This window comes from Robertkochia sediminum, from assembly GCF_016786255.1.
Classification (GTDB): Bacteria; Bacteroidota; Bacteroidia; order Flavobacteriales; family Flavobacteriaceae; genus Robertkochia; species Robertkochia sediminum.
The window spans coordinates 51,996-65,689 of record NZ_JADMKT010000082.1 but is presented as its reverse complement, the minus strand read 5'-3'; the positions used below and the strand labels follow the sequence as shown (position 1 = coordinate 65,689).

10 protein-coding genes are annotated in these 13,694 nt (G+C 47.7%); 6 read left to right on the top strand and 4 right to left on the bottom strand.

What is annotated here, in order from left to right:
* Positions 1–84: 84 nt before the first annotated feature.
* Entirely contained in the window at positions 85–1,521 is a 1,437-nt protein-coding gene (locus IS446_RS15285) for an amidohydrolase (RefSeq protein WP_203061624.1), read from the bottom strand.
* 191 nt (positions 1,522–1,712) lie between these two features.
* On the opposite strand from IS446_RS15285, the gene pyrR reads away from it, so the two are divergent.
* The 6 genes from pyrR (at position 1,713) to IS446_RS15255 (ending at position 5,749) form a co-directional block, all read left to right on the top strand.
* Positions 1,713–2,252 (top strand): bifunctional pyr operon transcriptional regulator/uracil phosphoribosyltransferase PyrR, encoded by a 540-nt coding sequence (pyrR, locus tag IS446_RS15280; protein WP_203061623.1) that lies wholly within the window; start codon positions 1,713–1,715, stop codon positions 2,250–2,252.
* A gap of 10 nt (positions 2,253–2,262) precedes the next feature.
* Positions 2,263–3,192 carry an aspartate carbamoyltransferase catalytic subunit gene (locus IS446_RS15275; protein WP_203061622.1) on the top strand — a complete coding sequence of 310 codons (930 nt, stop codon included), beginning with the start codon at positions 2,263–2,265 and terminating at the stop codon, positions 3,190–3,192.
* Between the two features lie 4 nt (positions 3,193–3,196).
* A complete protein-coding gene (locus IS446_RS15270; protein ID WP_203061621.1) occupies positions 3,197–3,532 on the top strand; it encodes a ribonuclease Z in 336 nt (111 codons plus the stop codon).
* A 46-nt stretch (positions 3,533–3,578) separates the two neighbouring features.
* Complete coding sequence (locus tag IS446_RS15265) at positions 3,579–4,484, top strand: ribonuclease Z (protein ID WP_203061620.1); 906 nt, start codon at positions 3,579–3,581, stop codon at positions 4,482–4,484.
* 12 nt (positions 4,485–4,496) lie between these two features.
* Positions 4,497–5,150, top strand: coding sequence for a pyridoxamine 5'-phosphate oxidase (gene pdxH, locus IS446_RS15260; RefSeq protein WP_203061640.1), 654 nt, complete (start codon positions 4,497–4,499; stop codon positions 5,148–5,150).
* A gap of 104 nt (positions 5,151–5,254) precedes the next feature.
* Positions 5,255–5,749, top strand: coding sequence for a CAP domain-containing protein (locus tag IS446_RS15255; RefSeq protein WP_203061619.1), 495 nt, complete (start codon positions 5,255–5,257; stop codon positions 5,747–5,749).
* Between the two features lie 25 nt (positions 5,750–5,774).
* Here the strand turns inward: IS446_RS15255 and IS446_RS15250 are convergent, their stop codons facing one another.
* Genes IS446_RS15250 through IS446_RS15240 form a run of 3 tightly spaced genes read right to left on the bottom strand, consistent with a single transcriptional unit; the run spans position 5,775 to position 13,432 of the window.
* Complete coding sequence (locus IS446_RS15250) at positions 5,775–7,682, bottom strand: OmpA family protein (RefSeq protein WP_235996538.1); 1,908 nt, start codon at positions 7,680–7,682, stop codon at positions 5,775–5,777.
* 11 nt (positions 7,683–7,693) lie between these two features.
* The gene (locus tag IS446_RS15245) at positions 7,694–8,614 is read right to left on the bottom strand and encodes a PorP/SprF family type IX secretion system membrane protein (protein WP_203061618.1); all 921 of its coding nucleotides are present in this window, start codon (positions 8,612–8,614) and stop codon (positions 7,694–7,696) included.
* A gap of 18 nt (positions 8,615–8,632) precedes the next feature.
* A complete protein-coding gene (locus IS446_RS15240; protein WP_203061617.1) occupies positions 8,633–13,432 on the bottom strand; it encodes an HYR-like domain-containing protein in 4,800 nt (1,599 codons plus the stop codon).
* Between the last annotated feature and the right edge of the window lie 262 nt (positions 13,433–13,694).

Genomic DNA, 13,694 nt, shown 5'->3' with positions numbered 1-13,694 from the left:
GAGGGATATCATAAAATAACCCCCGTAAGTTTTACACTTGCGGGGGCTTATTTTTAGGGTGATACGCTGCTCACACGACGATTATTAATTGCTTCCTACCGGAGGGCCACCCTCGGGGATAAGGGCCTTGTATTCGTGATCGCCCTTACGCTCTTTGAATTCGGCTTTTACCTCTTCGATTAGTTTCGGGTCCTTATAGAGGTCGATCATGGTCATACCCAAAGCCTTGGAGGCGTGGAGCATTCCCTTGTGACCAATAGACATGCCGCCACAGGCCACTACGGCCCAGGAATGCCAGGGGGTGTCTTTAGGAGCTACAGTGGCGCCCATCCTTATGGTAGGTACTACCCAGCTCACATCTCCTACATCGGTACTTCCACCGCCGGGATTTTCCTTGGTCTTTTCAAAGGGCTTGAGTTTGCTGTTCATTCCAACGGTAGGTTTGTTCACCGCTTCCTGTATCTTTTTGGCAAAGGCGATCTCCTCCGGAGTGTAGGTGATGTCGCCCAAAAGTTCCAGGTTCTTGTGCATAGCAGCGCCCCCGGTACGGTTCACCAGGAGTTCGTAGATCCCGGAAACCAGGGAAACCTCATGGTCTACATTGGCCATGATGGCAGCACCTTCTGCCATGCGTTTTACATGCTCGTAAACAGGAGCAAGGCCTTCTCTTTTGGTATCGCGAACCCGTACCCAAAGCTTAGAGTAATCGGGTACCACGTTCACTACCTGTCCGCCATCCTGAATGTGGTAATGAATACGAACGGTAGGCTTTACATGTTCTCTGTAATAGTTGATCCCGGTGGTATACAGCTCCAGGGCGTCTGATGCGCTCCGGCCGTTCCATGGGTCTCCTGCAGCGTGGGCAGCTTGCCCGTGAAACTCCACGATAAAATCGACCAGGGCAAGAGAGCTTTGCACATCGGCCTTGGTCTCTGCGGCAGGGTGCCAGTCCATACAAACGTCAAGATCGTCAAAGAGGCCTGCTTCTACCATCCAGATCTTACCGAAGAATTTCTCCTCGGCAGGCGTACCGTAGAACTTCACGGTACCTTTCAGGCTTCCGTCCTCGATCATTTTCTTGATCGCGATCGCAGCTCCGAGACTGGCGGTACCAAAAAGGTTGTGTCCGCACCCGTGCCCTGCAGCGCCTTCCTTAAGAGGCGACTTCGTTGGCTGGGCCTTTTGGGAAATTCCTGGCAGTGCGTCGAATTCGCCCAGGATCCCGATCACCGGTTTCCCGGAACCATAGGTGGCCACAAAGGCAGTAGGCATTCCAGCCACACCGCGGGTTACCTGAAAGCCGTTGTTCTCGGCATAACTGGCGAGTAGTTCGCTGGAGCCTTGCTCTTCGAAGGCTACTTCTGCAAGCGCCCAGATGCTATCGGAAATGGCGGTCATTTCTGATCTTTGTTGTTCAATGTGGTCGATAAGGGTCTTCTTTTCCTTACTCATTTTTTGGGCCTGAACGGGTATGGCCAGCAAGAAGGTAAGTAAGAGAAAAACCGGAGTGCAGTGTTTCATAAGTGTTTGGTGTTGAATTAATGTTCTTCTAAAATAAACATTTATCTTACACGATGACCTGCTGACAGAAAAAGGGTTAGCGGGATCACTATATTCGGGAGGAGCCTTTGGGAAGTTTAAACATGGATGTTGATGAAGTATTGTCACCAAAAATGTTTACTTTTACAACGCTATACACTTTCTCCAAGCATATGAGTCAAAAAGTACTGCTTTCGGCCAAAGAAATAAATATCATTTTACATCGTCTGGCTTGTCAACTCATAGAAAATCACCTTGATTTTAAGGATACCGTGCTTATTGGTATACAACCCAGAGGGGTTCATGTTGCCGAGCGACTGAAAAAGATCCTCGAAGAAGAATACCACATAGACGGGGTTAAGCTCGGGTATCTGGACATTACCTTTTTCAGGGACGATTTTCGCCGTGGTGACAAGACCCTGGAGGCGAATAAGACCCGTATCGATTTTCTGGTAGAGGGCAAGAAGGTGGTGTTTATTGACGACGTACTTTATACCGGAAGGAGTATACGTTCGGCCCTTACGGCCATTCAGAGTTTTGGGCGGCCGTCTGAGATCGAACTGCTTACTTTTATCGACAGACGTTTTAGCAGACACCTGCCTATTCAACCTGATTACAGGGGGCGCCAGGTCGATGCGATCAATGAGGAGAGGGTAGAGGTAACCTGGAAAGAACAGGATGGTGAAGACACCGTTTTTTTGGTAAATAAATAGGATTAATAGCATGAGTGAATTAAGTGTGGATCACTTATTGGGTATCAAATACCTCCAAAAGGAAGATATAGACCTGATCTTTGAAACGGCAGATCACTTTAAGGAGGTGATCAACAGGCCTATCAAGAAGGTTCCATCGCTCCGTGATATAACCATTGCCAATCTCTTTTTTGAAAACAGTACACGTACCAAGTTGTCGTTCGAGCTGGCAGAGAAACGCCTTTCTGCCGATGTGATCAATTTTTCGGCATCACAGTCGTCTGTGAAAAAAGGAGAGACCCTGATCGATACGGTGAACAACATTCTTTCGATGAAGGTCGATATGGTGGTTATGAGGCATCCGAATCCCGGTGCAGGGGTGTTTTTATCCAAGCATGTTGATGCCAGCATTATCAATGCGGGCGACGGGGCTCATGAGCACCCGACACAAGCCTTGCTCGATTCCTATTCCATACGTGAAAGGCTTGGAGAAGTAGCCGGGAAAAAGGTGGTCATCGTTGGTGATATCCTGCATTCCCGTGTGGCCTTGTCTAATATCTTTGCCCTGCAATTACAGGGGGCTGAGGTTAAGGTCTGTGGCCCAAAAACACTTATCCCTAAATACATTCATACGCTTGGGGTTACCGTAGAACCGGACCTGAGAAAGGCCCTGGAGTGGTGCGATGTGGCGAATATGCTTCGCGTACAGAATGAGCGTATGGACATTAGTTACTTTCCTTCTACACGAGAATACTCCCAACAATTCCAATTGAATAAGAACTTACTTGAATCCCTGGATAAGGAGATCGTGGTCATGCACCCGGGTCCTATAAACAGGGGGGTGGAAATTACCAGTGACGTAGCCGATTCCGGCCAGGCCATTATTCTCAACCAGGTTGAGAACGGGGTGGCGGTTCGAATGGCAGTCATTTATTTATTGGCAAGTAAAATAAAACAGTAGGATTATGATTATTGATAAAAAGGATAACATTACCCTGATCACCCAGGAGGTTATTTCGTTGGCGACATTCAGATCGCGTTTCGGGGAGGCTTATGATAAGTTCAAGAACGATAACATTATTGTGAATTTACTGGCATTTACCGGTATTACGGCAAATGACCTGATGGAATTGCACGAGGTGGCCCTGGACCATATTGAGAAATCGGGGAAATCGTTCGTTATTGTTAACGATTCGGTGAACTACGACGATGTTCATACCGATCTGGTCGTGGTGCCCACTGTTAAAGAGGCCTACGATCTGGTCGAAATGGATGAGATCGCCAGAGACCTGGATGCCTGATGCGCACATGCGTAGGTTGTTGGCCAACCCGTATTAACGTCTATTCATGAAGTTATATGTATTAGGATGTTACAGTGCTACCCCGAGAGCATTCACACATCCTACAGCTCAGGTTTTGGATATCAAGAATCACCTGTTCCTTATTGATTGCGGAGAGGGCACCCAAGTGGAACTGCGCAAACAAAAGGTGAAGTTTGCCCGTATCAAACATATTTTTATTTCTCATTTACACGGGGATCACTTTTTTGGTCTTCCGGGACTCATTAGTACGTTTCGTTTGTTGGGAAGGGAAGCGCCCTTGCATATCTATGGACCAAAGGGTATTAAGCAGGCTATGACGCTCATGCTGAAGCTGGGAAATTCATGGACCAATTATCCCCTGTACTTTCACGAACTGGAATCCAGGTCGTCGGAACTTATTTTTGAAGATGAAAAGGTAGAAGTGTATACCATTCCGCTGGATCATCGTGTGTATACCAACGGATTTCTTTTTAGGGAGAAGCCCGGAGAGCGCAGGCTCGATCCGGAAGCCGCGAAAGAGTACGGGGTAGAAACCTGTTATTTTAGGAATATCAAACAGGGAAAAGACGTTACCCTTGACGATGGTACGGTGATCCCGAATGAAAAACTAAGCTTCGATCCGCCACCGGTAAAGAGTTATGCTTTTTGCAGTGATACCAGGTATAACGAAACCATTATTCCGATCATCGAAGGGGCTGACTGGCTCTACCACGAATCAACCTTTCTGGAGGCACATAAGGATCTCGCCGAACCCACGGGGCATTCTACGGCAAAACAAGCCGCTACCATAGCTAAAAAGGCCGGAGTAGGGAAGTTGATACTCGGTCATTATTCTACCCGTTACGATCGCCTGGATCGGTTTAAAAAGGAGGCGCAGGTGATCTTTGAAAATACTGTACTCGCCGAAGACGGGAAGGAGTTTGTTTATTAAATTTACCGGATGATGACAAAAGGAAAAGACCTAAGCGATTACAGAAGGAATTACCAAAAATCGGAACTGATGGAAGATCAGGTTCCGGATAATCCGCTACAACTCTTTCAGACCTGGTTCTATGAGGTCGAAGAGTCGGGCGCTATGGATGAGGCTAACGCCATGAGCGTTGCTACGACCGGACTGGACGGATTTCCCAAGACCAGGGTTGTGCTGCTGAAGCGTTTTAATGAAGAAGGATTCATTTTCTATACCAACTATACGAGCGAGAAGGGCAAGGCCATTGAAGCCGACCCAAGACTATGTCTTTCTTTTTTCTGGCCGGTGCTCGAGCGGCAGGTGATCATTAAGGGCAGGGCAGAGAAGCTGCCTGCAAATATGTCTGACGGCTACTTTGATTCGCGTCCTAAGGGAAGCCAGTTGGGGGCTTTGGTTTCCGACCAAAGTTCGGTGGTCGCCTCTCGTGAGGTTCTCGAAAACGAATTACGTGATCTGGAAGCGGAATTTGCGGGAAAGGAAGTGCCGAGACCCGAGTATTGGGGTGGTTACCTGGTGCGGCCTGTAGCTATAGAATTCTGGCAGGGAAGGCCTAACAGGCTTCACGATCGCATACGTTATACCCTTCAGGAAGACTACGATTGGAAGATCGAGCGCCTTGCGCCCTGATTCACAACATTCTCAGGTATTTTCGCATACATTAACATTTCTTTAACATATTTCTTGTAGGGGTAGTCTTAATTTAGTTAGGCCAAATCTTATTAAATTAACCTATGAATGCTCCAATGTTAAAGGGCGCCATACGCTGGTGTTTCCTTTTGTTTTTGGGGTGCCTTTTCTTCGCGTGTAGTACACATGAAGAAGATCCACTTTACGCCCCCCAAAGCGAAATCGTAACCGAACTACAAGCTGAGGTTTTCGACCTTGTTAATGCACACCGAATTTCACAGGAACTGCCTGTGCTGGATTTTCTGGATCCCGCCTATCTTAAGGCGAAAGAGCACACCGCATATATGGTGGAATTGGGTAAGCCTAATCACGACTTCTTTTTTGACAGAGAGGCCTATCTTGTTTCTGTTGCCGGCGCTCAGGCTGTGGCAGAGAATGTGGCCTATGCCTACAACACTGCCGAAGGAGTGGTTGGTGCCTGGATAGAAAGCACCTCGCACAAAGCTGTGATCGAGGGTGATTTTACCCACGCCAGCATCTGTGTTATGAAAGGTGAAGACGGCAAGTATTTTTTCACTCAGATCTTTGTAAAAAAATAACCCCGGAATATTTCCGGGGCTTTTTTTATTGCATGCGTTCTACGGTGAATTTCGTTCGTCTGTTCTGCTGGTGTTGTTCTTCTTCACAGTTCACACCATCTGCACAGCCATTAGTTAGTTTGCGTTCACCATAGCCTCTGGCGGCGATGATACGTTCCTCAGGAAGTCCCTTGGAGATCAAGTATTCTGCTGTGGCGTTAGCGCGATCGAGTGAAAGTTTATCGTTGTAGGAATAGCTTCCTCTCGAATCGGTATGTGCCTCGATACGCATCACCATATCGGGATACTCATTAACGAGCAGGTTTACGATCTTATCCAGTTCTCTGGCTGCGTCATCGCGTATCTCGTAGCTGTCAAAGTCAAAGTATATTCTTTGCAGGTCGGCCAATACCCTGATGTCTTTAACGGGAACAAGCTCGAAGTTCACAATAACTTCTTCAGCCCTTTTTCGCAGGTCTTTACTGGTAAACGGCTTGTTGCCGGTTTCCTGGTATTTTTTGTGTGATGCCCCCACGTTGTAATCTTTCTCGCGGTCGATATTGATCTCATACCTTCCGTTCGCATCGGTTTCCAGGAAAGCGATCTCATTTCCGTTCTGGTCTTTCAGGCTGATCAGGGCATTCGGGATCGGCTTGTGGTTGATCGAATCCTTAACGAGTCCGCGTAGCATAAGTGGCGGGATCTTCTCGAAATAGTAGATGTCGTCGTCAAAAGGATCGTTCTTCCTGTTGCTGGAGAAGTACCCTTCATAGCCATTGTTGGCCATAAAGAATGAGAAATCGTCTTTAGCGCTGTTAATGGGTTCTCCCAGGTTGATCACCTCGGTGATCTCTTGTTCACTGTTCAAAATAGTGCCGTAGATGTCCAGGAGGCCATAACCCCCATGGCCGGCCGAAGAAAAGAAAAGGTTGTTGCTGTTGTTTATATGAGGGAATAATTCGTTCTCAGGGGTGTTTACCTTGTCTCCGAGGTTAATGATCTCACCAAAGCTTCCGTCTTCGAAAACAGCTACCTTGTAAATATCGCTCTTCCCGAGACTGCCGGGCATATCTGAGGCAAAATAAAGGGTTTTGCCATCCGGGCTAATAGCGGGGTGAGAGACGGAGTAGTCGGCTCCGTTCATGGGAAGGTCTGTAATGTTTCCCCATTCATCGCCTACGCGTTCTGCCCGGTAGATCTTCAGGTGACTTACACCTTCTTCGTCCTTTCCTATCCTTTTGTTATTGTAATTATTTCTGGAAAAATAGATGTATTTCCCGTCCGGACTTATAGCTAGTGGGCCTTCGTGAAATTTAGAATTAATAGCTCCGGGTAAGGGATCTATTACACCTTTTACATCTCTTTTATAGATGTCCAGAAAGGGTTGTTCGTTCCACTTGTATTTCTTGTCTGACTTTGTGGTGTGAGGTCGCGAACTCACAAAGTAAAGTTCGTCTTTGAACTCGAATATACCAAAGTCGCTGAATGCGGTATTGAACGTAACAGGAGCAACCTCAAAAAAGGTTCCAGTCTGAAAGAAATTATCTTGTACCTCTGACTTTTTCAGTTCGCGGTACTTGCGTTTTTCGCCTCCCTTATCCCGGTAGATCTCTGCCCATTTTGCGGCTTTTTCCGGTTTTCCCAGGGCCTGAAGTACCAGGGCGTAATTAAAGTAATAGTCAGGATCTACGCCTTCCTGTTCTACGGCCATGGCATAGTACTTCTCTGCTTGTTTGGTGTCTCTTAGGAGCCAGTAACAATCGGCCAGTTTTCTAATGGCGTAGTCGGTATTGTAGTCGTTCGCAACAAGTTCTTTATAGGTCTCTGCTGCCTCAGGAAAGGCGAACTGATTGAACAGGGCATCGGCCTTTTTCTGGGTACCGTATTGCGCCTGTACCATAAAGGTAGCTGCAAACATAAAAAGGGCGGTAAGGGCTGGTATGGTACGTTTCATATGCGCTGACTTTAAAAGTAACGTGGTGATTTAAATTTCGGATTATTCAACCCTACATCGATGAGAAGGAATATCTCATGGCTCCCGTTGGTATAGGGAGCGAGCTCTGAAGCCACAAAGTCGTAGGCATAACCCACGCGAAGGCTTTTGCTGATCTGAAAATCGGCGATAGCCCCTATGGTTTGATTCCATCGGTAGGTGGCTCCCAGCCACAGACGCTGGTAAAAGAGTACATTCATGGTCGTATCCAGAGATACCGGGGCCCCGTTGGTAGCCTTCATCATAAACGAGGGTTTGAGTTGCACCTGAGGAGCAATATCAAATACCAGACCACCGGTAAAATAGTAGCCTACCCGTTCACTTGCAGCAAATTCCTGGTTGAGGACACCCCCATTGTTGTAGTCGTTATTGAACAATCTCGGAGCAGACAGCCCCACATACCAGCGGTAACTATGCCAGTAGATCCCGACTCCGATATTCGGACTGATCATATTGGAAAGGTCACGAAAATACGGGTCGCCTGCGATGGCAGGGTTGTTCAGGAATTCTGAATCCAGGCTGAATTGGGTAACTCCTGCTTTTAATCCGAAGGCCAGCTGACTTTTTTCGCCGGTAGGGATGGTATATGAAAAATCACCATACACATAGGTGAAGTTCTCATACCCCAGTTGATCGTTGATCACCGATAGACCGAGTCCGACGCGATCGTTGCGTAGCGGACTGTGAATCGAGGCGGTGAGGGTTTCCGGTGCTCCTGTAAATCCGCTCCATTGACTGCGGTGCAGGCCTACAAAACTCAGACTTTCTCTGGAGCCGGCATAGGCCGGGTTTATTGCTATGGTGTTATACATATACTGGGTGAACTGAGGCAGCTGTTGCCCCAGGCTACTCCAGGTGATAAGCACAAATATGGTAGAAATTAAGATTCTCATAGGGTAAAAAATTTATGGTTAGGAGCCGGTACCTAAATAGAAATAACCTTCGATCGGATCAATGCCGCTGTCAACAAGGGTCACTACGTAATAATACGTTCCTGCAGGGAGCTGTCCTGCGCCTCCTACCGAATTCGCCGAAGCAACTCCTGCCCAGTCGTTCTGGTAATTGTCAGAAGAATATACCAGCGCGCCATCGCGGTTTACGATGATCACCTTGATGCGGAATCCACAAGCTTCATTAATACCACTTACCGTGAAGTAATCGTTGTGTCCGTCTCCATTCGGAGTTACCGCCATAGAGATCATAATATCGTCTTCTGAGGTACATGGAAGTACTTCACAATCATCTGTGATCTCGACCTCGATCTCGTAGATCACCGGGCAATCACCCTCAGTGATCACGTAATTGAGGAGGAAGTTTCCGGTATTGGCAATGAATGGGTCAAAAATACCATTGTCCGGAGTGTATGACCCGTATATGGTTTCCCAAACCCCTGTGCCTTGAACATTAGGTGGTAAGAATTCGTTAAGATCAACCTCCGGTTCATCTGCACATCGTGTGATAGGATCCAGGATTGTTTTTTCGGTTTCTACCATTACAAATATATCCTGGTAGAAAACAGCGGTGTTACCACACGCATCGGTTACTGTCCACTCCCTGGTGATCATATAATCTTCAGTAGGGGTGCTGTAATCGTCTTTAACTTCTAAAGTAACCTCAGTAATAGTTCCACATGCGTCTTCGAATTCGAGTTCCGGAACTTCAGGGATCTCCCCGCAGGTTACAGAGACCTCGGTATCCAGGTCGCTTACCAGTATAGGAGCTTCATTATCTTCGATCGTGATCACCTGGGTATGGGTGTTGGTATTACCGGCACAGTCGGTTGCCGTCCAGGTTCTGATGATCTGCTGCTCATTGGCACAACTTCCCTCTACCGTTTCCTCGCTCATGGTTACCGATACAGCTGTGTCGCAATTATCGGTGGCGGTTAGCGTGGTGGTGTCAGGCAGCGCCACCCCACATTGTACGGTGACATCTGCGGGCAGGTTTCCGGAAAATTCAGGAGCCGTAGTGTCAGTGATCGTAACCACCTGGGTTTGGGTAGCAGTGTTACCGGCGCAATCGGTTGCCGTCCACGTTCTGGTGATCACAGAGGCGATCCCGCAGCTGTTGGTTTCACTGATGGTTTCATTGTAGATCACTTGAACCGAACCGTCACAGGCATCAGAAGCAGCAAGTACAGGCGCAACTGAAGCTCCCTGACAATCCTGGGTGATCTTCTCAGGCAGTGTTTCGCTGAATACCGGTGCGGTGGTGTCAATGATCTTTATGGTCTGTTGGTGTGTGGCGGTGTTGCCGGCACAATCGGTAGCCGTCCATGTCCTCACGATCTCACTGGCAATACCGCAATCGTTGGTTGCCGTAACCTCTTCGGTAAAGGCTACTTCAATTGCTCCGTCGCAGCTGTCGGTAGCTGTGATCACCGGAGCGTCTTCCAGGGTGTCACAGTCCAGGGTAATGTCTCCCGGTAATGCCTGGTCGAACTCAGGTGCGGTCTCATCGATGATCGTGATCACCTGGCAATGTGTAACCTTGTTTCCGGCACAATCGGTGGCGGTCCAGATTCTGTGGATCTCGATAGCCATTCCGCAGTCATTGGTCTCTTTTATTTCCTCCTTGAATACTACTTCTACTTCGGTATCGCAGTTATCTGTGGCGGTAAGCGTCAAGGCATCGGGAAGATCCTCGCAAGTTACCGTTGTATTGGCAGGCAGGGATTCATTGAATGTAGGAGCCACCTCATCGGTAACTGTAATGGTTTGCGTATGTGTGGCGGTGTTTCCTGCACAGTCGGTAGCGGTCCATGTTCTTACAATGGTTCCGGTGGTACCGCAATCATTAGCATTGTCTATGGTCTCAGTAAATACCACTTCTACCTGTGTGTCACAGTTGTCTTTTGCTGTAAGTACAGGAGCATCTGTAATAGCCTCACAGCTTAAGGTAGTGTTGGCAGGCAGTCTCTCAACAAAGGAAGGAGCGGTCTCGTCGATCACCGTGATGATCTGAGTATGTTGTTCGGTATTTCCTGCACAGTCGGTAGCGGTCCATGTTCTTGTGATGGTGGCTTCCGTACCGCAGTCGTTGTTATGCTCTGTGGTCTCTTCGAAGATCACCGCCACATCGCCATCACAAATATCATAAGCCGTAAGCACGGCGGCTTCGGGAATGGTATCACAACTAACCTCGGTGCTTTGCGGTAATTCAGTTTCATTAAACGCCGGAGCGGTCTCGTCTACTACGGTAATGGTCTGTGTGTACGATGCGCTGTTTCCAGAGCAATCGGTAGCGGTCCAGCTGCGAACGATGGTGTATTCAGAAGCACAATCGTCGTCCATCCCGCTTAAGGTCTCTTCGAATACCACGGTAACCTCGGGATCGCAATTGTCTGTTGCTGTCAGGTTGGCTACCTCAGGGATCTCGTTACAAGATACCTCCAGGTTGTCTTCCGGAAGGGGCTCGCTGAATTCAGGAGCTACTTCATCCATAAAGGTAATTACCTGTTCATCTGAATAGATGTTTCCTGCCCTGTCGGTGGTTTTCCAGGTACGGATGATCTGAGTTATCCCACACTCGTTGGCGGTTACTGCGTCTTCGTACCAAACACCGGGTGACGGCATGCAGGCATCACTTACCGTAGCCATGCCGGTATCGAAGTTGTCATTTTTAAAGCACAGAGAAGCCACTGCTCCCGATCCGTCGAGGATCACTCTAAGGGTGTATACGTCTTCGAATGCGCTAAGGTCCAGGGTGGTAATTCCGTTATCTCCAACTGTCGGGATCTCTACAGATCCAATGAGGTTACCACTCTGGCCAAGAAGTTCTACCTTCTTATTCTTTTGATTGTTCTCTTTGTCCATCACGGTGATCCCCTGAAGGGTAACTCCGTTAAAGTCGCTCAGGTCAAACTGGAGAAAGGTCCCTTTTTCGTTATTGTCATTGGGTTCACTTTCGCGCGGATTCTGAACGATGAGAATATTTTTTTGCGGAATAAAGTTGACGTACGCACTGTTAGCCCCGCCCTCAGCGCCTACTCCGGGTCCTCCAAAATCTTCATTTGGGGTTCCCAGGTCTCTATCGGAAGATACAGGGGTAGATGAGTCGAATAAATTAGGCGTTCTGCTTCCTTTTGAAGAACCGGCGGTAATGGTGATCATTCGTCCTGCATGGGTAAAACTGGTCACATTCTCAACACCTTCAAAGTCGATACACGGAATGTAATCGTTGCCACATGAAAAGACCATGTCTTCGGGTGCGGTTACTGTATATTCCATCTCATCTGCACTAACGCTGATCTTCTGGATCTTTACGGTTTCGTTTCCGCAGCGGTCGGTGACGGTCCACGTTCTGCTGATCTCTCCTGCACCACATGCATCGGTCGTCACCTCGTCATTAAAGTTAACATTAGCTACCTCACAGTTGTCGGTAGCATCGGTAACTTCGCCGGTAATGCGAAGGTCCTGTGGATCCTGATCAATAGCAATCTCGATATCTGCAGGCACTGTGAATTCGGGAGCTTGGTCGTCTGTAACTTCCAGGGTTTGCACGACCATATGGCTGTTGCATGAATCACTGTTATCTGTGACCCTAAGGGCAACGGTATAGGTGCCACAGGCCTCGTAATTCCAACTGGTTTTTTCACTATTGGCATCGGCCTGGAAAGTGCCATCGAAATTAAAGTCCCATTCATATTCGGTAATGCCGTAGTTGTTTGAAGAAGCCTCGCTGTGAGAAGCGTCAAATGCGATATATTGTCCGCAATCGTCGATAGCCTCGTACTCGAACGCCGCCTGGGGAGTGTTGTTTACGAACACCTCGTGCGTAACCCAATGCGAGCATCCGTAGGCATCGGTAACCTTTAAAGCGATAATATGCTTTCCCGGTTGGTCAAAGCTAACCGCAGGAGAGGCTCCGGTAAGATCGGTCTCAAAATTTTGTCCGTCAAAATCCAGGTCCCATTCATACGCTACTATGCTGTCCATAAAGTCGGGAGCATTCGCTGCAGTGTATAGATCAGAATTGAAAGCAGTAGAAGCACTTCCGTCAAGGATAAATTCATCTCCCTTACAAATCGTTTCGGGAGCTTCGATCATGGCTTTCGGATCAGAATTGATCCCAAATCCGATTTCAAAGGCAAAGACATCCTTGTCTTTAGAATTAGGTGAACCTCCTGCAAGCGAAGCCGCCTGGTTGAGGGTAATGTTGTGACATGCATTGGTACCGCCGCAAACCTCAAAGATATCGGCAACAGGAATGCGAAATTCGAAGAAGTTTCCTATGGCACCATCGCAGGATTCCATACCAACCTTGGCCTCAAAGGATTTTCCCGAATCTATGTATTCCACATTATTCCATCTGTAAATAGTATTGTTGGTGATCTTTGCGTTGATTCCCGGCCTGATGTCAAAATACAGGGCCATATCGGCTCCGTTCATCGAAGGGTCTCCGGTCGAGGTATCGCAATCGGTATTCAGATAAAATGCGAAATAGGAGTTCCCTGTCTTTCTGCGCTCAAAGGCCAAAAGAAAATGTTCAGGGCTTTGTCTGTACCACAGATTAAGCACATCGGCCGTGCCTGTAGGAGTATCTCGGTCGCCATAACCATCGCCATCGGTGTCACTGTCTGCATAATCGGGCATTCCCCATTCGGAACCACCTCCCGGTTTACAGTTATGACCATCAAAGATGATGTCCTGAGCAAAGGCAGGAAACGTTAAACTCGATAAAAAGAATAGTAGTAGTAGTTTTCTCATCATACGCACGCATAAAATTTGGTACCACGCATTAGCAAGTAAGCGCAATAGGTGCTCCTCTTCATTGGAAATTCGCGAAGGTAGATAAGATTTGGGCGATCGTTATCTAAAAGTATTTTTCGGGGAAAGTTGTTTTCGCGATAAATGTAAGAAGATTACAGGTTTTTCTCACAATAATTTTGACTAAATGTATTTTTTATCGTTCATAAACCACCTAACTTTATAGTTAAACCATTAATTATTAAAGCGGTGCAAGATAGAAAAA